The sequence below is a fragment of the Paenibacillus sp. PCH8 genome (assembly GCF_002968835.1).
Taxonomy (GTDB): Bacteria; Bacillota; Bacilli; order Paenibacillales; family Paenibacillaceae; genus Paenibacillus.
In genome coordinates this window covers 2791185-2811525 of record NZ_PKQK01000001.1, presented here as the reverse complement: position 1 = coordinate 2811525, position 20341 = coordinate 2791185, and the positions used below count along the sequence as shown (strand labels likewise).

The following is a 20341-nucleotide window of genomic DNA, read 5'->3' as shown; positions in this document are numbered from 1 at the left end:
TATATCCATGTAGAATTTTAGATGCTTAAATTCCCAACTTCTGTAACGTTCAGATTCAGCCTATGTTTTCGGCATACTTCGTAAAAATCTTTTGAAACAATGGGTTTGAAGATATTTATATAATACAGCATAAAAAATTCGTGCTCTCCAATTCGCTCTTCATGAAGGCAGATTCGAGATACAACTTTGACGTTCTTACGTGGAGGCTGTTGTACAGATACAGCAATGACCGCTTTGCGCCCATATTCCGAACGTTCATAATCAAAAACATCCAAACGATCAAGCTGATGTGCAAGCCAATAGGTTTTTTCAACCGAACGACCGTCGTGGTAACACACAGTTGTCGGAATAAACTGGGCATTTGTTTTAGCTTCCTCCAACAGCGTTTTAAAACGATCTGATACGAGTCTCGTTCCTGTGATCGTCTCAAAATAATCTACTTTCAGGTTGCGCACCGTAGACAGTAACTCAACCTCTGCCGTTGTCCCCTCTGGCAACGGATTCTCTATCGCCAAATAATTCATATCTAATTGGGGAGTGAAGGTAGTTCCTCCACTAATAAACCCTCTACGTGGATATTGAGATTCCAAAAAAAAATAGTTCATAGAATGAAGTCTCCTTTCCGAATGAAGTGCTTTTCAATCAAATATACGGGTCAAATAGCGATAAATAAAACACCAAGACAAGCTAGATTCCTCTTATCTTGGTGTACTTTTTCGTTGTGGAGTAGTCCTAAAACCGGGAGAGTCGACAAGGGTCTAATTCATTTCTTGATTCCCCATCAATGATTTCACTTGCAGACAGATGCGCAATCAGCGGCGCCAGCGTAATTGCAGAATGCATTACCGTCAGATAAAGTCCCTGTATGTGATCTTGGAAGCCTACGATCGGATAGCCGTCTTCAGGCATGGGTCTCCATCCGACCTGTATGCTTTCCAGTTCCAGTTGATTTCCGTACTTCAAACTGCGACGCAATGTATCGAACGCTCGCTTACCGACCGCCTCTGGACCGTTTTCCTCCGACTCGTCGATATAATCTTCCGCAGCCAGCAGCGTATAATCCGTCAGTTGACGCGCTTCAAATTGCGCATTGGAGATTAATGTGTGTATCAGTTTATTTGCAGTTTTCATCCGAATCAGAATCGAAGGTGACGACGTTACCGGCACGTGACAACCTAACGGGTTACAAAGTTCGGGGGTACCTGTACCTGTGGCCAATACCACGATATCCGACTCCACAAAACCCTTGGACGTATGAACGCCAACCAGGCTGGAACCCTCTTGCTGCAGCTCTGTAACGTTGGTGCCGAACTGAATTCTTGCTCCGTACGCTTGCGCTTTGCTCAACAACAGCTCCGTTACCGCTATAGGGTCCACCGCACCTTCTTCGCTGACAAATATCGCTTCATCCGGATATTCCTTCAGATTCGGCTCCAATGCCTCAAGCTGCTCCCGGTTTAATTTTTGAGAGCGATGTTGCTCCCTTAGAGGCGGAGTGTCCCAAGTTAGCGCTCCATGCCAATGAATTTCCAGTTCGGACAGCTCTTGCTGAAGTGTGTGATATTCTTCCACAGCTGCATCATACAAATGCCAGTATTCCGGAGCTACCCTATGAGTCGTATGTATCCAGGCAAATGATTTTTCCGTGACTTCACGCGCCGCAGCGGGGTGTCGTTCAATAACGGTAACATCTTGATTTCGTTTGGCTAGGTGATAGGCCATACACGCCCCAACAATCCCTGCACCAACAATCACAATTTTTTGTTTATCCAAAACTGACTCTCCTTTGTCACCCTATCACCCCAAGGAATCAATTTTCCGAAGTTTGGATGGGTTTTCTCCTATTTCATCTTCTTTGCCGTAGAGCTCTCCCATATGCTGCACATGCCCGGCTCCCCAGTCGCTCATTGTCTGGAGCACAGGTTTCATGAGCTGTCCGTACTCCGTAATCGAGTATTCAACCTTAGGCGGAATTTGCGCATACACTTCCCGATGCACAATATCGTGATACTCCAGTTCTTTTAACTGCTGGGTCAGCATCTTTTTCGAAATATCTGGAATGGCTTTTTGTAATTCGCTGAACCGCATTGTACCGTTGCTCAGTAGTCGTAGAAGAATCAATGATTTCCATTTGCCCGTGAGGATTTCCAGCGCCGTTCCGAATTTGCAATACACCGTCATTCTTATTCCTCGCTCTCTGATCATGCCAAGGTTTACTTTTGGTTACCTGGTTAGGTTTAAGTGCCTACTTCCTGATTGTGCTCTCTCACTTTAGTATAGAGGCAGACATCCAAATTGAACAAGTGAGGGGAAAAGAAAAGATGAATGTGATGTTATGGATCGTACAAATCATATTGGCAGCAGGCTTCGTATATTCAGGATGGATGAAAACCATTCGTATCGAGTCGTCAACAAAGACATGGGCCTGGGTCAATGATGTGCCGAAAAGTCTAGTTGTTCTGATCGGAATCGCGGAGCTACTCGGAGCGCTGGGCATTGTTTTGCCGTGGGCGCTGAACATAGCTCCGGTGCTTACGCCGATTACCGCAATCGCATTGGCAGTGGTAGCACTCCTCGGTATGCTGTTTCATATTAGCCGTAAAGAGTACCGGGAAATCGGCGTGAATATCTTTTTTATAGTTCTAACGTTGATTGTAGCCTTTGGAAGACTATAAAGGAACCGGGGGACAGCTCTGATGTGTTTTATCCGTTGTGTTCATATATTAGGACGTGTCTCAAAACTCGCTGAAGTGCATCTTTTACCGCCTTTTCGCCCCACACAGCGTCACTTCCCCTTGACGTGCCCCGGCACGCCTGCGGAAAACTTCCTTGCTTGGAACGAAAATTCAGCAAAATCTGCTTCCTTTGGAGTTTTCAGACACGCCTTAGTCGATTAGCCATTCTCCACTAACTTGATCATCTCGCCCAATTGCCCATCAACCGCCAGCGGTGTGTACATCCACCATTTGTCGTAGGATACCTTATGTACGTTTCTATTACGAACAACATTCAAGCTCCTCCATACTTCCGAACGACACAGCTTGCGAAAGGCGGCTTCGGCTCGCGGATTTTGCCCATTAACCATGATGAACAATCGATCCGCGTCATAATAGCGGAGTTCTTCGAATGGAAGCTTTTCCGAGAAAGCGTTATGACCATTATAGTCATTAATGAATTGCTGCACGAGCGGATGAGGCTTCAAATGAAGGGAGCGGTACAGCACATGCCCCATGTTCCTGTCTCCTGCCACGCGAAAACCTGTATCATCGATCATCAGTGCCGCATAGTTATCTTGCAATCCGATAATGGAACAGAGGTGCTCCTTTGTCTGGGCAACTTTAAGCTGATGTTGTTCCATCCACTCTCTGCTTCTCTTACGTTTGTTAACAACGGCAGATACGCTGTCTAACTGTTGGTATACGTCCTGAGATTGCCAGGGGATGCGTACTACTTCGGCAATCGTGGAAAATTGTTCGTATTCCCCAGTCGTCATATGTTCATATCCCAAAATGAGATCAGGTTCCATTTCGCGAATTGCCTCAAGATCGTATGGCTCCCACACAAACGGTATCATCTCAGGCAAATATGGGCGAACGTACTCGTTGCGGAACAAATGATAATCCGGTGCTCCGATCGGCGTCATTCCAAGTGCAAGCAAATGGGAGGTGAACAGCAGGCCGATAACACGCGGCTCATGTTTCTTGACATAGACGCTGGGAGACACGCCTTCTTGCTGTTTGAACCTGCGGCTGAAATAAAACTCGTCCTTGAATCCAACCTGTGTGGCAATAGAGTGCATGTCTCGGCTTGATGATCGCAGCAAACGTTTGGCATGGTCCACTCGCACGCGATGCAAATAATCCATTGGGCTTGTTCCTGTTACCTGCCTGAAAATATGGCTATACTGCCTCGTGCCAACGCAGGCGATAGTAGCCAACTCCCCCACCTTCCAATTGTGCTGGTAATTTTCCTCCATATGAGTGATGGTCCGCAGCACAGCCTCCTTAGTATTCGCCGGCTGATTAGCACAGGCATTGACCGCAAATTGAAAAATCGCTTCCTGTAGTAAAATCCCTCGCCTAAAACGGCCCATCCCCATCTCGGTCGTCAGTAGCTCAGCAATTTGATCTAGTAGTTCCATCAGATTGGCCAAAGGCTGAATTGAAACCACTCGGTTCCCGATCATTGCCAATGGATGTTCCTCTGGATCTCCTTCCCAGTCTGCATCAAATTCCAGCTTATGTGCATGCACGATATGTCCAGGTTGATGTTCCCACTCCAAGATCGTTCCGGGAAGAACCAGAATACTGCTGCTAGGAACAATCGGAAGGCGTTGTCCGTCCATAACGGCAATGCCTTCTCCCTCATCAATGACCCATAGGACATAATTGTCGAGTGCGAACATCGTGCGTTCTATACCCGAATGAAACGTATATACTTCAAGCCCAATCCAACACAAACGCATATTATCCATGGGCAAATCGAAGGTCTGCCAATCCACCGTATGTTCACCTTTTCTAAATGAAAACAATTCTCATCTAAAACTTATTGTACGACAATTCAGATATGCAGAAAAGCCCCCTATGTACAGGGAGCTTTTACGCCAGCTCTTCATTTTTGATTATGTTTTTTGAACAATTCCACCGCTTCATCTAGCAGAGCATCCGTGGAGAATAACGTGTAAGACCACCATTTGTCATGTGGAACAATGAAGACGTTGCCGTTTTTGACCGCAGGGAGGTTTTTCCACAGGCTCGATTCCTGCATTTTCTCATAAAATTCCGTTGAACCCGGTTGGGTATCATTGACCTTGATGATCAAATAATCCGCGGTAATCTCAGGTAATTTCTCCAGTGACTGCGGCTCCGTGTACACGACGAATCCATCGCTTTTGTCAACCTCTTCCTGAACCCATGCCATGCGCTTTAATCCAAGCAGGTCGTGCAATACAAACCCCATGTTTCGAGTGCCTGCGACTTGGAATGAATCCTTGAAGATTTCAACAGCCGCCACCGTCTGGTCTGCTCCAACCAGGTTACTCATCTCGGCTTTGCGTTCTGCTGCTTTGGCCTCGTGTTTCGTTATCCATTCTTCCGCTTTTTTGCCTACGATATCGCCAATATATCTTAGTTGATCGTACAGATTATCTTCCCATGGATAGATCACCGTTGGAGCGATTTTCTCCAATTGTTCGATCACATCCGATTCAACAAAGGAGGATGCGATGATCAGATCAGGCTGAAGTGCTGTCACTGCTTCCATATTAGGTGGGTAGTCTCCGGCGATTTCAACTTCGCTGGCAGCATTTTTCAAATAATAATCCTGATCAATTTCATATTGAAGTCCGCCTACCGGCGTAATGCCCAGAGCCAACAGTTGCGTTGTTGCACTGATAGAAAAAACCCGCTGCGCCTCCACGGGAATTTCTTTTGTTCCGTTAGAATCCGTGAAAGATTTCGTTTGTGAAGCGCTGGCAGATGCCGTCTCTTCCTGACTCGCAGTTCCTGCGTCCGTCGATGACGAAGCCGTCTGGCTTCCGGTGGACGAACCGCTATCGGCTTGTGTGCCACATCCCGCCATAATAAAGACCAACAGCAATATCATTGCTGCTGACATGATGCTATACGTACCTCTTCGTTTCATTAAATAAATCTCCTCGCTTGTCAGTATTCAGTAATGAGAATCAATATCACTTAAAATAGAATACAGGACATCCCTCTTCTTTGCACATGGAGAATTCGGCGATTTTCTTTAGATCATTGAGAGGTCATGACATCAACATTTTCCGTCTTGATACTCGATACTTATGAGAAGAATCCCGTGCTACCAGGGAAACGTTTTGGAAAGTAACAAAAAGCCCACGAAGAACGCGGGCGAATCTAACCAGATTTATTTATTCACTTTCCCCTCAAGCCCAATTTTATACACATCCCCTTTTGGATAGGTTAGGAATGCAAGACTGTTTCCAACTTGTCCTAAAAAGCGATCATAATAATCTATAGAAGCAAATTTATTCTTCTTACCTGTATAGCGATTATAAACATAAATAATACTTTTAGTATTGCCTACTTTGTCTATCGTATTTTTTCGGTAATAGAACTTATTATTTAAATATGCTAAGGGATGAATGTAACCATCTGATGCAAATGTCTCTTTCCTTGTTCCATCCAACTCTGCAAAGACACCTCTGGAACTGTAGCCTCCATCTATCATCTCAGAAAAAAACAACACATTACCATAAAATTTGTATACTGACACACCTTTTGAGGATAATGCCTTAGTTGCGGTACCATCTTTTTTCATACGATAAAACAAATCTGTATGCCGCTCCGTATAGTATACATACTCTTTATTAATCTCAAAATTATAAAAAGGAGATACAGGCAAAATAATCTGTTTCTCCGTACCATCTGTCTTCATTGAGCCAAAGGACAAATCATCGTACAAATTACCGTTGTATTCACTTTTCACAAAGTAAATCGTATCTCCAGCAACATCAAAACTTGCAAAATTATCATCTTGGGATACATAAGCGAATGCCGAACCATCTGTTTTAATCTTAGCGATAGAATAATGATCTTCTTCGTCCTCTACTAAAAAATAAATCCAATTCCCAATAATTTTTTGCTGTGAAGCTTGCTTATTATAAATAGATTTCGTTGTGCTTTTTTTGCCTGTAAACGTAGTGAAATTAATACCCACCAATCTTCCGTTGTCGTTATAACCCTCCCATATTAAAGAATTCCCAGAAGTTCCAACACCATATGCGGGTACCACTCCAAATAACATGATCATACTTAATAGTGCTACTAACAATCTTTTTCCCATCTTGACTCTCCCTAAAATATGTATTTTTATACATCTGTTATTATAAATCGTTTTTTACTTGCAACACAATTCATTTAGACTTCGGAATATGTATATCGCATTACAAGCGCTTTATTTCAGTTTTTTTGCAAGAGTCCAGTAATATCATTATATAATAACGTCACCACATAAAAGGCTGGTTTCAGCAGCTCATGGAAGGAAGGCAACTCACTCTCTGACGCTAAAATCGCTGAATATAAACCACTCGTGGAGCAAACGGTAGGTGATCGCACTGTTTCGATTTTTGATATGAGAAGGGCGGATTCCGTTTTGAAGTCCTATCTGGGATAACCTCCCTGCTGTCCAGAATAATCACGTTTATCGCGAGAACAAAGGAATAACGGATTCTCTCTAGAAGCATTGGTACTAATGCCGACATCCGATCCAATAGCGCTATGCTTTACTAATTGTGCTCACCAATAAACAGGGACCTCTCACAATCATCGTAAGGGGTCCCTGTCTATGAACTTGTTATATGCCCATTTTTCGTTAAGCGATGGTAAGACTGCCGCTTGCATATCCGGCTAAGGTTGTAGCCACATCAACTCCGGCTGTTACGGATGCAGAGAATACCATAAGCAGGCGGTCACCGGCGGCTACCGGAATACTCAGTCCTGTAGTCAATCCGCTGGATATTGTGCCCAATGATAAAACGCCAGTCAATGGGGGAGCCAAGGTTACCAATGCACCCGGTACAGCCGTAAAGGAGTTATTAGGTGTAGTGGAACGGAATAATTGTGCAGTTATGGTTACTGTAGATGCAATCAAGCTAAGTCCAGCTGTCGTACTGAAATAAGCGGCCAGTGAAGTAATCGTTCCTGCACGAGATGCCGAGAAAGCGAAGTTAAGCAGTGTGCCTGCAGCGCCTGTGAGATCAATAATTCCTCCGTTAACACTTACTCCTGTAGCATTGTTACCAAAACCAACTAAACTTGAGGTATTCAAAAGTCCACCTAATACCGTAGTCAGCGCCACTGGAAGTCCTGATGCATAAGGAATGATTGCTCCAGAACCTGTCGCACCTGTGACTCCGGTTGTGCCTGCTGTACCCGTCGCGCCTGTTACTCCGGTTGTACCTGCTGTACCCGTCGCACCTGTCACTCCAGTTGTGCCCGTCGCACCTGTCACTCCAGTTGTTCCTGCTGTACCCGTCGCACCTGTCACTCCAGTTGTACCTGCTGTACCTGTAGCTCCCGTCACACCAGTTACTCCCGTTGTACCTGCTGTTCCTGTAGCTCCCGTTACTCCGGTTGTACCTGCTGTTCCCGTCACACCAGTTACTCCCGTTGTACCTGCTGTTCCTGTAGCTCCCGTTACTCCGGTTGTACCTGCTGTTCCTGTCGCACCTGTTACTCCCGTTGTTCCTGTTGTTCCTGTCGCACCTGTCACTCCGGTTGTGCCTGCTGTTCCTGTCGCACCTGTCACTCCAGTTGTTCCTGCTGTTCCCGTCACACCTGTTACTCCCGTTGTTCCTGTTGTTCCTGTCGCACCTGTCACTCCAGTTGTTCCTGCTGTTCCCGTCACACCTGTTACTCCCGTTGTTCCTGTTGTTCCTGTCGCACCTGTCACTCCAGTTGTTCCTGCTGTTCCTGTCGCTCCTGTTACTCCGGTTGTACCTGCTGTTCCTGTAGCTCCCGTTACTCCAGTTGTTCCTGCTGTTCCTGTCGCTCCTGTTACTCCGGTTGTACCTGCTGTTCCTGTAGCTCCCGTTACTCCGGTTGTGCCTGCTGTTCCCGTCGCACCTGTCACTCCGGTTGTTCCTGCTGTACCCGTCGCACCTGTCACTCCGGTTGTACCTGCTGTTCCCGTCGCTCCTGTTACTCCGGTTGTTCCTGCTGTTCCTGTAGCTCCCGTCACTCCGGTTGTGCCTGCTGTTCCTGTAGCTCCCGTCACTCCGGTTGTGCCTGCTGTACCCGTCGCACCTGTTACTCCGGTTGTACCTGCTGTGCCCGTCGCACCTGTCACTCCGGTTGTGCCTGCTGTACCTGTCGCACCTGTTACTCCGGTTGTACCTGCTGTACCTGTCGCACCTGTCACTCCGGTTGTACCTGCTGTACCCGTCGCACCTGTCACTCCGGTTGTACCTGCTGTACCCGTCGCACCTGTCACTCCGGTTGTGCCTGCTGTACCTGTCGCACCTGTCACTCCGGTTGTACCTGCTGTACCCGTCGCACCTGTCACTCCGGTTGTGCCTGCTGTACCTGTCGCACCTGTTACTCCGGTTGTACCTGCTGTTCCCGTCGCACCTGTTACTCCCGTTGTTCCTGCTGTTCCTGTCGCACCTGTTACTCCGGTTGTACCTGCTGTTCCCGTCGCACCTGTTACTCCCGTTGTTCCTGCTGTACCCGTCGCACCTGTCACTCCCGTTGTGCCTGCTGTACCCGTCGCACCCGTAGCCCCGGTTGCGCCTGTGGCTCCGGTGATGCTTGGGATTTCACCCAGCAATTCGGAAGAAACCAAACGATGGGCTGTTACCAAAGAGCCTGTGGTGCTCTTCCCCCATACCGATACTTGAATAGGATCATTAACCATCGCTGTTGTTGTAAAAGTAAACTCGAAAGCATCAAAATTGGCATAATAGTTGTTAGTTAGCACTTGATTTGGTGCGATGTTAAAAGTCTCACTGACATACAGAACTCTTATTCCACCATCCATGTAATACCCTTGTATTTGTACCGTTGAGGCTGTCACATCACTGCGGTTATCAATTCTGACAGTAACTGTCTGAGTCGGTCTTACACCGCTAACCGAATTATTTTCTATTGGCCCTGTTGATAAAAAGCTCATCGCTACATCACCTCTTTTGAGTAGATTTTATCTGCTAGATGTTCTTAACTGTTTTTTCGTGCTCCACCACCCGGTGTGCATCAACCAATTGTCCGGACGCTTGTTTGCCCCAGACTGAAATTCCTACTTCTTTCACCCCTTCCATACTTGTTTCAAAAACAAACTCAAAAGCATCTAAATTTGCAAAATAATTTCTGGTCACTGCTTCGTTAGGGGCAATACTGATCAATTCACTCACATACAGCGTTCTTGTTGTACTTAGCACGTACCCCTGAACGGATACTGATACAGAATCCACAGCAGCCCGACTTACTAATCTGATCGTTACCTGTTGTGTCGGTCTAACCCCGGAAACAGGATTGTTTTCTATCGGCCCCGTTGATAATATAGCCATTTTCTCCATCCCACCTTTTTATGAACCTCTGACTCTAGCAGTATTTGGAATTAAGCTCACCTGATAGTAATATTCAGATACTAAACTAACGGTGTGTACAAACGACAGGGGTCAATTCACCATTATCAATAAACAACAACTATTTACGCCCAGGGCTTCAGCTATACAAAGGCTGGAATATGTACAACTAGGAGAAGATCTTATAGTGGAAACATAGAGCCCACTTTTTGAACTGCTATCCATCAACGGATACGTTGAAGTAAGTAAAGCGGAACTGGAACAGCAAGTAAGCGAGAATATCTTGTTCTATCACCAGGAGCGATTTCAGAAGAAACTAAACAACCGTCCCCCGGTGGATTACCGGGAAACGGCCGCAGATTAAGATGTCTTTTTTGTTTCTACTTGATGGGGTGATGCCCCCATGATAACAGCTTCACTGTCTATTCAGTAGGGATCAATTTAAGAAGTCGAACGATCAACACAACCGATTCTTCTCTAGAAGCATTGGCATTAGGCGTAAATTCAAGTTCTTTCTTGCCATTGATAATTCCGGCATTACCTAAAGCGTTAATTGAATCTTTTGCCCAGCTACCATTAATATCCTCAAATTTAGCGTTGGTATTCAACTGGGTTAGGTCAAGAACTCTGGCCAATAGTGCTGCAATCTCAGCTCGTTTAATTTCACGATTAGGACCGAAACTTCCATCCGCATATCCGGTCATGATTCCTTTTTCAAGAAGGGCACGAATAGCATCTTCAGCAAAATGACCGGTTGCATCTGCAACAACTTCAGTTCCTGTAGCTGTTAATCCAAGGGCTTTGACGAGCATCTGAGCAAATTCCCCACGAGTTACTTTCGTCTCACCTCGGAATGAACCATCTGTATATCCCTTAATAATTCCAGCTCGTATAGCATAATCAATATCATCATAACTCCAGGAAGTCATTTTCACATCGCTAAGGGTTGTTGAACTTGCTGATTCAGCCTTCCGTTTAATATCAGCTACTACCTTTTTATCCACCTTGTCATTGTATACAGGTTTGCTTACAACTGGCGTTGGTTCTGGTTCTGATGGTGTTGGTACTGGTGTTGGTACTGGTGCTGGTGCTGGTGCTGGAACCGGCGTTGGTGTTTGCCCTGTTGGTGTCGTTGGTGTTATTGGTGTTGTTTCTGATTCCACTCTCACGACATAAGTAGTCTTCGTGGTTGTATCCTGTGCCGTAACAATAACCTTGCTCCCCGTTGCTAAAGTGCCCGCTGGGGTTATTCCGTCCGCCTCATAGACTTCAAATGTCGCATCGGCTGCTGGTGTAATCGCTACCTTCAACGCGGCTAATGTTGTTCCGTAAGGAATGTTCGTGATCGTTTCATTCGATGTGCCACCTGTGCTCACTGTTCCGATGGTCGAAGTCAACGTGGACACTCTGCTCTTGGCCTTTATGTCCGCTGGACCAACCGTCAATACTTGCTCAATGGATGCCGGTATATCCAGTGTAGCCGCTGTACGAACAGTGATCTCATCCCCTGCTTGTACACTAATGTTATCTACTGAATTATCACCCGTTGCAATGGCAACATAACTCTCGTTATTCACATTGTACTCCATCGCATCCGTAACACCATTCAAACGCGTTGTATCCACGTTGGTTCCTGGTGATAAATACATTCCCGCTGGTGGACCTTCTTGCATCGTTACGGTGTACGTGGTCTTCATTGTTGTATCCTGTGCTGTAACAATGACCTTATCCCCTGTGGCTAAGGTGACCGCTGGATTGATTCCGTCCGCCTCATAGACTTCAAATGTTGCACCAGCTGCGAGTGTGATTGCTCCCTTAAACGTGGCTAAAGTTGTTCCGTAAGTAATATTCGTGATCGTTTCATTCGGTGTTCCACCTGTGCTGACCAATCCAATGGTCGAAGTCAACGTGGACGCTGTGCTTCTGGTATGAATATTTGCCTGACCAACCGTTAAGACTTGAACCTCAGATGCTGGATCACTAGGTCCTTCGATTATACGGACAGAGATTGTATCACCTGCCTGTACAGCAATGTTATCAACCGAAGTATCATCCGTTGACACTGCATTGTAATTCCCGTTATTTACTTTGTACTCCATCACATCCGTTACACCATTCAATTGCGTGGTGTCGAAGTCTGTGCCTGGCAACAAACTTCCCGTTGTGGGTGCTTCTGCTTTCCCTATAACCGTATAGCTTTCGGTCATCACTTCATTATATGTCGTCCCTTTAACAGCAATCGCCTTAATGGTCATATCTTCCGTCGCCACGATTGGTGAGATGTATCGTGTACTGTTCAGCGTTGGCTCATCGCCGTTCGTCGTATAATAGATCGATGCGTTCGTCGTCCCGCTGCTAAGCGCAATCTCTGATTTCCACGCAACAGGCCCACCTTCAACATCCGCCGTAGGCGTTTCAGCCAGGAAGACTTGCAACTCCGGATAATGACCCTCTTTGATAAACCACGCACTGGCTAAATCCCAGGTCAAAAATGTGGATCTCGATTTCATCTCAGCGGTGGACTTCGGTTCTCCCTTGCCCGAATTATCCCATTGGCCTGAAACTTCTCGATCATAATAGGTATCCACATGTACACTAGCGTCAGCACCGGAATAAGTACCGCCCACCAACCCACCGGTAGGATAGCTGCCCGTGATGCTACCTGCAGCATAACTATTTTTGCTCGAACTTCGATATTCAAGTCCAATTAAACCACCTGCTTGAGATGAAGCATTAACTTTAGCTGTAGAATAGCTGTCTATAACTGCACCTGTATCTTGATATCCGATTAGGCCTCCTACATAGGTACCTCCTTTAACGTCACCAGTCACATAACTGTTTGATATGGTTGACTGACTCCTTTGAGCACCTGCTATACCGCCTACAAACATCCCACTACTATTGATCTCCACATTTTCCAATCCAATATTTTTTATATAAGAACCCGAAGCCAAGTCTCCAAAGAAACCGATAAAATTATTGTTATTTTTTATTTTCAGTCCCTTGATCGTGTAACCATCACCATCCAAAGTGCCGGAAAAATAAGAAATAGGGGTCCAGTAATTACCACCATTATATCCTGCACCTGTTTGAGAAAGGTAATCTGTCAAATCAATATTATCGCCGAGCTTAAAATAGCTACTACCATAACTGCGAATGCTATTTAACTGCTCAGGTGTTGTAATGATATAAGGGTCACCTGCCGTTCCCATTCCGCCACTAAAGCCTGTCGCCGCAAATACCTGCGAAGGATTCACCATAGGTCCGAATAATGAGATCATCATTACCAAACACAGCATGCCTATTAAACCAGTCTTTCTTCTTGATCTACCTTCTCCTGCTCTCTGTACCATAGAATTTCTTCCACTCCCACTTCATGATATTAGTCATAGCACTTTGTACAGACATATCATAGTATGGAGGTTTGAAAAGAAATACTCACTAAAGTTAGTATGGCGCAAGAAAAGTCGAAAAAGCCAATATTAACGCCCTTTACGACGTTAATCATTGGCTTTTATACTTCACCATCTATTCAATTACTTTGCATCTTCTTCAAAAATTTCTCTTGCCCGTGCGATCGCATGAGAACGGCGGTTCACTCCTAATTTCCCATATACACGATAAACATAACTTTTAACAGTCCCTTCGGTTAACCCCAATTGATCCGCGATTTCCTTGTTAGAAGAACCATCCATTAGCACTTCTAATATCTCTTTTTCTCGTTTCGTGAGTTGCTCAAGCAACTGCGTCCGATCCTCGGTTACTGTCTTTGCAAGATAAAGCTCTGCATCACTGGCAGCACTTATCTGTACATGGGATTCCTCCAGAGATTTCAGATATACCATCCGAATGATCATCAGATCCACCAAATCCATTACATCCTTGGTAAACACCCCGGAGATCAAGTTATTTTCCAAGTAAAGGACGGATAGCAATGGTTTACCGGGGACACGAATAGGCATACACAGAACAGATTTCGACTCAACCCGACGAATATAAGAATCTGCTGCATAGAAGCTGCGCGAAGCATCGGCAAGCATAACCGATTCACCCGTTTTGATCACATAGCGCGCAATAGACTCTGCATAGACAATTCTTTGTTGATCTGATGGCGCCCCGAGTGCCTGATCCATCATGGAAAAATGTCCATCATTGCTGTTCAGTATATAACCTTTCACCGCACCAGAATGCCTAACTACCTTTTCAAGGAATCGATAGATCGCTGTTTCGTTGATCTCTGTACTGGACCACTCAGAGATTTGTTGCAAGAGCGTCCGTTCATCCACAAATATAGGTTTCCTTTCCTTCTGCAGTGCCGTCGCTTCGACCTCTTCCATCATCGTTCTATCTGGTGCTACTGACACACTTGTTACTAATCCCAGCCCGTGGTACGTCTCTCTTAGTTTTCTGACCTTGGCAATAGCCCCCACTTGGAATACGCGGCACAAGCATCCACGATAAGCGTATCTGCACCAATCGTACTACCTGTTTCTCTATAGAAACGTGAAGCACATTCAAGCGCGGTACCCTCCATTAATGAATGACTCTCTAATCGCGCAGCACGAATCGCATCGTCATACCCTTTCATTGCAGCGGCCCGATCTCCATCGATCCGCTTTAATTCGGCTGTAACGAGCAGATAAGCTGAGGATTTATTTCCATAATAACCAGTCCATTTCCTCATGGAAAACAACTGTTTGCCAAGCTTGGAACGGATATCTTTACGTTCTTCTTGTGGTGAGCCCCCATACATAGCGGCAAGCGTTAACGAGTGATAGATATGCTGCTTGCGAACTTGCATCCGTGTCTGCCTAAACGTGTTGAATCGACCTTTGTCTACCCAGTCAAGAGCGTCACCATACCGTCCTTCCAAATAAGCAATTTCAATCTGGCAGGTACAGATATAATAAACCTCGTTATTCAAAGTCTTCTGCATGCCCAGGCTCTGTATAGGTAACATAATGTTATCGCTTACTCTGACTTCACCTTGTAACTTCGCTATATACCACCTGGCGATCTGGAATATGCTGTGAGTTTCATCATCTACAAGCATCTGAGACATTTTTTCGTAGTCTGAAATAAGCGCAGTTAATGCATACAAATCACCGATATGTGTTGTCGCACTTGTTAACATGGCAATACTAACATAACTCAGATTGGCAGATTCCATCCCATAGCGTATTGATTTCTCCATATGCTTGAATCCTTCTTCCGGATTCGGTTGAAGCCTGGCCAGCCCTCGGATGTAGTTCAGCCGGCATTGCAAGTCAATGCTTTCAAATGACGCAGAAAGAAGAATGGCCGTATCAATATAATGAAGACCGGTACGAGACAGAGAGATTTTATTTCTAAGAATGACTAGACCATATCCCGCAAGCATAAACGCAAATGCTTCGTTGTTCCCGTGCCTCAGACCATACCTGATAAATCTTGAGAATAACACGGCAGTCAGCTCCAGGCTTATCGTAAAAACGGACGTCGATATCGCCATGACGAGATTAGATAACGCTCTATAATGAGGGTCCGGATTGACAGGTAAGTGCGCAATATCCTTACGGTTGTTGTACAACGCTACTTGCGTCAGCAGTACTTCTTTGATAATCTCTGCTCTAGCAGGTTCGAGCGGCAGTTTCCACCCAAATTCCTCAAGCGCCTGCATCCCGATCTCTAATGCCATATCATTTTTCTTCAGATAACTATTCATCCCAATCCAGATCAGATAGATCTGAGAGCGTTCAACCAAGTCTGTTGTACAGCCCATTAACCGCTGGAGCAGTTCTTCCGCAACAACCTGGCGACCGCACATATATTCACATTCCGGCATCTCCAGCAACAAACGATAGGCCAGTGAATCTGTTCTCTTCTCGTCATCCTTCACAAGCCCCAATCCCACTTCAAAATAGTGCAAGGCGGCTGCATATCCAGTCGCAGCTTTTGATTTCAGACCAGCCTGAAGATTGTATTCAGCCAATTCGTTTCTATCTGACTCCTCCACCATATCGTCCATACCTAGATTTAAATGGTACACCATATCGAAAATAAATTCTTCCTGTTGGTCCGATGAATTAGCACGCAGCACGCGTCCAATCTTCAGATGCAGGGCTGCTTTCGCTGATTCAGGAACAGACATATAAGCAGCCTGATGTACCCTGTCATGTAAAAACCTATAATAACTCTCTTCCGCTTCATGGGCATCATACTCTCGGTACAATAAACCCTCTTCCTCGAAAAATTGTAAACATTGTCGTGTATAGGGAACGGAACGGCCACTTACCAGAGCAAGCGTTGCAGGAGGAAAGCGATGACCAATAGCCGCTGCAATAATAAGCAACTCCATCTGGTCTGTCGGTAGCTTCCGTATACGTTCACCAATGAAATGAAGAACACCCGGGTCTGAAGGTACCTGTGTTACTATAGCTTCTTCCCAAGTCCACATGGATGATTCCTCATCGAAATAGAACTTTCTTTCCCTATGTAGACTATCTAAAAGACGATGTAAAAATAAGGGGTTACCGCCCGTTCGATGGTATAGGGACTCCGCAAGCAACCGAACTCTGAGTGTGTTCTCATCCACAATCTGCGATACAAATCGTCTCACCTCAGTATAAGACAGGGGGGATAATATGAGATGTTGGAACGACATCGGAGTAGAACCGACTTTCAAGAAGAGAGCGCTCTCCATCCATAAAGCTGTTGCAGCTTCGGGCTCTCCATGGCCCAGTCCTTCTTGCATCGCTTCCTCTCGGAACGTCCCTATGATGAATAAACCCAGCAGCACCTTATCATGCACAATGGTGCGAAGGACTTCCAAGGTAGCCGAATCAGCCCATTGGAGATCATCCAGAAATAGAACAAGAGCATGTTCTCTGTCTAGAAAAGCTTTTATAAATATGGGAAGCAGACGGTGGAGACGAATTGTTGCTTCAGCAGGTGGCAGGACTTCTAGCGTTGAAATTTCGCCGAGTAGTGGTTCTACTTCTGGTAGGAGTGAAGCAAGAACACCCGATCCCTGCCCTAGTTCTTTTGCTAATCTGGTCCTCACCTTGTCCACTCGTTCTGGTGTTTCACCTAATGTGTGCTTAATTAACTTTCGCAGCATCTGGAGTATGGGCGAGAATGGAATATCACGATTCTTAGGTTCACATTTCGCCTCCATCAACAGACCATATTCTCTTACAACTTGTACTTGGAATTGCCGGATGAGTGCCGTTTTCCCACTTCCTGCCGGGCCGCTAACCAACATCAACACGGATTCGCCAGAACGAACCTGTTCATATGCTTCGCGAAGTTTCTCTTCTTCCCCCTCACGGCCAAATAGTGTCCTTGGTAGTCGAAAACGGCTTGCTTCATCTGCACGAGCAATGTCAAAAGATGCGATATATCCTTCTTCTAACAAGGAATAAAGACACTTTTTCAGGTCCATTAACAGCCCATACGTGCTCCGATAACGCTCATCTGGCGATTTGGACAACAGCTTCATAATGATCGCTTCCAGCGATTCGGAAAGCTCTGGACGCAGCGCTCTCAGCGCTGTTGGAACAATAGCTAGATGGGCATGTATGTACTCTTCAGTACTCTCGGCTTGAAAAGGTACTTTTCCTGAGAGCATCTCATAATAGATCATCCCTAACACATATAGATCGCTTCGCTCATCAGGCAGTCGATTCATTCTTCCCGTTTGCTCTGGTGAAGTATAGATGGAATCCGTCTCATGCTTTTCCTGAATCACAGTTATATGAGCTTCCGAATCCATCCAAATATATGCAGGATTCAAATTACCCAGGATAGTGCCTCGCTTGTGTGCCTTATGGACCTGTTCCGTTATAGATATAGCCGTATGTAAAAACGCCAGAACAACTGCCGGGGTTTCCCTCAGCCATTCTTTCAGCGTAATTCTATCTGCCTGCATCAAGTGTTCCATTCCTCCATTTGATCTTTCAAACTACTGGATCTTTCAACACCTCTATAGCACCTCTATAGTTCAATAACACTATAATTGATCTTATTCTATCATTAACGATCCACTGATGTGTCTTGAATCTTCGCATTTCTTTTATTCACACAATGAGATTTACAAATTTTGATAGAAAATGATTGTATTCTCACAAAAATGTGCTATGATATCGTCAAGTTAGTTCTAAATAAAAGAAAATATGAAAAATAATTACATTTACAGCGCGTCGGTTTCGATCTGAATCTTTTTAAAGAATTATATTGAAAGCGGTTACAATTAACAACCTGACAGATTATATCTTTTGTATGAAGGGAGGTGAGATGAGGAAACTGCATTCTGCATTACCAAACTAATCTTATGGAGGCGAAACGTATGATCCGTAAACCACTAGCAATCCTGCTCTCATTTCTGCTTTTCTTTCTCATCTTGCCTGTTGAATCCAGCCATGCAGCCAATGCAGCTGTTGCCAAACTCCCTGGTAACGCCAACCCCCTTGTCGATCATAAATTGGGGGCTGACCCGTATGTACTCGTGCATAACAATAGGGTCTATGTGTATATGACAGGCGACACGTATTTGTACAACAACGATGGTTCCGTCAAAGAAAATAATTATGGCACGATCGGGAGAATCAGCGTCATCTCCTCGGCCGACATGGTGAATTGGACCGACCATGGCTACATTCCGGTAGCCGGTGCCAACAATGCCAATAACGGTCAAGGAATTGCCAAATGGGCCACCCAGTCTTGGGCGCCGGCCATGGCGAAGAAAACAGTCGCTGGCAAAGAAAAGTTTTTCCTCTATTTCGCAAACTCTGGCGCGGGCATCGGCGTATTGACGGCAGATTCACCCATTGGACCTTGGTCCGATCCGCTCGGACGCGCACTCCTGACTCATGGAACACCCGGCATGTCAGGTGTAACTTGGCTCTTCGACCCTGCCGTACTTGTCGATGATGACGGCTCAGCTTATTTATATTCTGGCGGAGGCATACCCGACGGAAATAATGCGGCATCCATTGCCAATCCAAAAACGGCTCGGGTCATTAGGCTCGGCGCCGACATGACCAGTGTAGTCGGGAGTGCCGTTACCATAGATGCCCCTTACTTGTTCGAGGATTCCGGCATCCACAAGTTCAACGGCAAATATTACTACTCCTACTGTATCAACTTCGCAGGAACACACCCTGCGGCATATCCCAAAGGTGAGATCGGATATATGGTAAGCGACAGCCCAATGGGTCCTTTCACATATAAAGGACATTTCCTCAAAAATCCCGGCACGTTCTTCGGTGTAGGGGGCAACAACCATCATGCCGTGTTCCAGTTCAACAACCAATGGTATGTCACGTACCATGCGCAAACGGTGAGCAAAGCATTCCTTGGTGATGGCAAAGGATATCGTTCAACTCATATCAACAAGTTGACGCATAACGCAGATGGTACGATCCAGGAGGTTCAGGGGAATATGACCGGCGTTTCCCAGATTGCCAACCTGAATCCGTATGTCCGGGTGGAGGCCGAAACGATTGGTTGGCAGGCAGGTATTACGACAGAGCCAAGCCGGGCGAGCGGCGGACCTGTAGCCAATCAGAACGTCACGAATATCCATAATGGTGATTGGATCGCAGTCGGTAATGCTGATTTCGGCTCGACTGGAGCATCCAAATTCAAGGCAAATGTTGCTTCTACCGGAAATGGCAACATTGAGATTCGGCTGGACAGTCCAACTGGCCCTCTGGCTGGAACACTCAACGTAAGCTCAACCGGCGGTACACAGACTTGGCGCGAAATGGAGACCAATGTGACCAATGCTACGGGCGTACATCGTTTATATCTGGTGTTTACAGGCGCGGGGAACGGAAATCTGTTCAATCTGGATTACTGGCAGTTCACATCCGGTTCGGGCGGCAATCCTAATCCTAATCCTGATCCTGATCCTGATCCTGATCCATCCGTTACTCGATACGAAGTCGAAACTATGACGATCGGTGGCCAATACGCTGGTCTGATCAGCTCGCCTTTTAATGGCGTGGCCCTCTACGCGAATAATGATTATGCAGCATACAATCAATATTTTGCTTTCCCGACCCATCAATTCTCTGTCCGCGGAGCTTCCAACAATAATGAAACCGCACGCGTCGATCTTGTCATCGGTGGTGTGACCGCTGGCTCGTTCTACTTTACCGGAACCCAGCCGTCCGTTCAGACGCTCTCAAACATTACACACGCTACGGGCAATCAGGAAATTAAACTCGTAGTAACAACAGATAACGGCACTTGGGATGCATTCATTGATTATATTGAATATTCCCAGTAATT

At 45.8% G+C, this 20341-nt stretch carries 13 protein-coding genes; 2 read left to right on the top strand and 11 right to left on the bottom strand.

The genetic code is table 11. The annotated features are described in order from the left end of the window. Positions 1 to 17: 17 nt before the first annotated feature. The 3 genes from C0Q44_RS11970 to C0Q44_RS11960 form a co-directional block, all read right to left on the bottom strand. Complete coding sequence (locus C0Q44_RS11970; protein WP_105407427.1) at positions 18 to 605, bottom strand: imm11 family protein; 588 nt, start codon at positions 603 to 605, stop codon at positions 18 to 20. A gap of 127 nt (positions 606 to 732) precedes the next feature. Beyond that, on the bottom strand, positions 733 to 1773 hold the full coding sequence (locus C0Q44_RS11965; protein WP_105407426.1) for an NAD(P)/FAD-dependent oxidoreductase: 1041 nt from the start codon (positions 1771 to 1773) through the stop codon (positions 733 to 735). 24 nt (positions 1774 to 1797) lie between these two features. Further along, positions 1798 to 2181, bottom strand: a complete 384-nt coding sequence (locus C0Q44_RS11960; protein ID WP_105407425.1) for a winged helix-turn-helix transcriptional regulator — start codon at positions 2179 to 2181, stop codon at positions 1798 to 1800. A gap of 140 nt (positions 2182 to 2321) precedes the next feature. On the opposite strand from C0Q44_RS11960, the gene C0Q44_RS11955 reads away from it, so the two are divergent. Next, on the top strand, positions 2322 to 2675 hold the full coding sequence (locus C0Q44_RS11955; RefSeq protein WP_105407424.1) for a DoxX family protein: 354 nt from the start codon (positions 2322 to 2324) through the stop codon (positions 2673 to 2675). Positions 2676 to 2893: 218 nt separating this feature from the next. On the opposite strand, the gene C0Q44_RS11950 is transcribed toward C0Q44_RS11955, so the two are convergent. The 8 genes from C0Q44_RS11950 to C0Q44_RS11915 all read right to left on the bottom strand — a co-directional run bounded on the left by C0Q44_RS11950 (position 2894) and on the right by C0Q44_RS11915 (position 17975). Further along, entirely contained in the window at positions 2894 to 4501 is a 1608-nt protein-coding gene (locus tag C0Q44_RS11950) for a helix-turn-helix domain-containing protein (RefSeq protein ID WP_105407423.1), read from the bottom strand. A 110-nt stretch (positions 4502 to 4611) separates the two neighbouring features. After that, positions 4612 to 5643: an ABC transporter substrate-binding protein gene (locus C0Q44_RS11945; protein ID WP_105407422.1), complete on the bottom strand. Its 1032-nt coding sequence runs from the start codon at positions 5641 to 5643 to the stop codon at positions 4612 to 4614. Between the two features lie 246 nt (positions 5644 to 5889). Further along, positions 5890 to 6828, bottom strand: coding sequence for a DUF5050 domain-containing protein (locus tag C0Q44_RS11940; protein ID WP_105407421.1), 939 nt, complete (start codon positions 6826 to 6828; stop codon positions 5890 to 5892). A 528-nt stretch (positions 6829 to 7356) separates the two neighbouring features. Then, the gene (locus C0Q44_RS11935; RefSeq protein ID WP_105407420.1) at positions 7357 to 9654 is read right to left on the bottom strand and encodes an exosporium glycoprotein BclB-related protein; all 2298 of its coding nucleotides are present in this window, start codon (positions 9652 to 9654) and stop codon (positions 7357 to 7359) included. A 34-nt stretch (positions 9655 to 9688) separates the two neighbouring features. Continuing rightward, complete coding sequence (locus tag C0Q44_RS11930) at positions 9689 to 10048, bottom strand: hypothetical protein (RefSeq protein ID WP_105407419.1); 360 nt, start codon at positions 10046 to 10048, stop codon at positions 9689 to 9691. A 440-nt stretch (positions 10049 to 10488) separates the two neighbouring features. Next, on the bottom strand, positions 10489 to 13350 hold the full coding sequence (locus C0Q44_RS11925) for an S-layer homology domain-containing protein (RefSeq protein WP_181150947.1): 2862 nt from the start codon (positions 13348 to 13350) through the stop codon (positions 10489 to 10491). 252 nt (positions 13351 to 13602) lie between these two features. Beyond that, positions 13603 to 14514: a LuxR C-terminal-related transcriptional regulator gene (locus tag C0Q44_RS11920; RefSeq protein ID WP_181150946.1), complete on the bottom strand. Its 912-nt coding sequence runs from the start codon at positions 14512 to 14514 to the stop codon at positions 13603 to 13605. Beyond that, positions 14466 to 17975 (bottom strand): ATP-binding protein, encoded by a 3510-nt coding sequence (locus tag C0Q44_RS11915; protein ID WP_258166294.1) that lies wholly within the window; start codon positions 17973 to 17975, stop codon positions 14466 to 14468. Before C0Q44_RS11915 ends, C0Q44_RS11920 begins: the two co-directional genes overlap by 49 nt. 417 nt (positions 17976 to 18392) lie before the next feature. Here C0Q44_RS11915 and C0Q44_RS11910 point away from each other — a divergent pair, with 417 nt between their 5' ends. Next, entirely contained in the window at positions 18393 to 20339 is a 1947-nt protein-coding gene (locus C0Q44_RS11910; RefSeq protein ID WP_105407415.1) for a carbohydrate-binding protein, read from the top strand. The last annotated feature ends 2 nt before the right edge of the window (positions 20340 to 20341 follow it).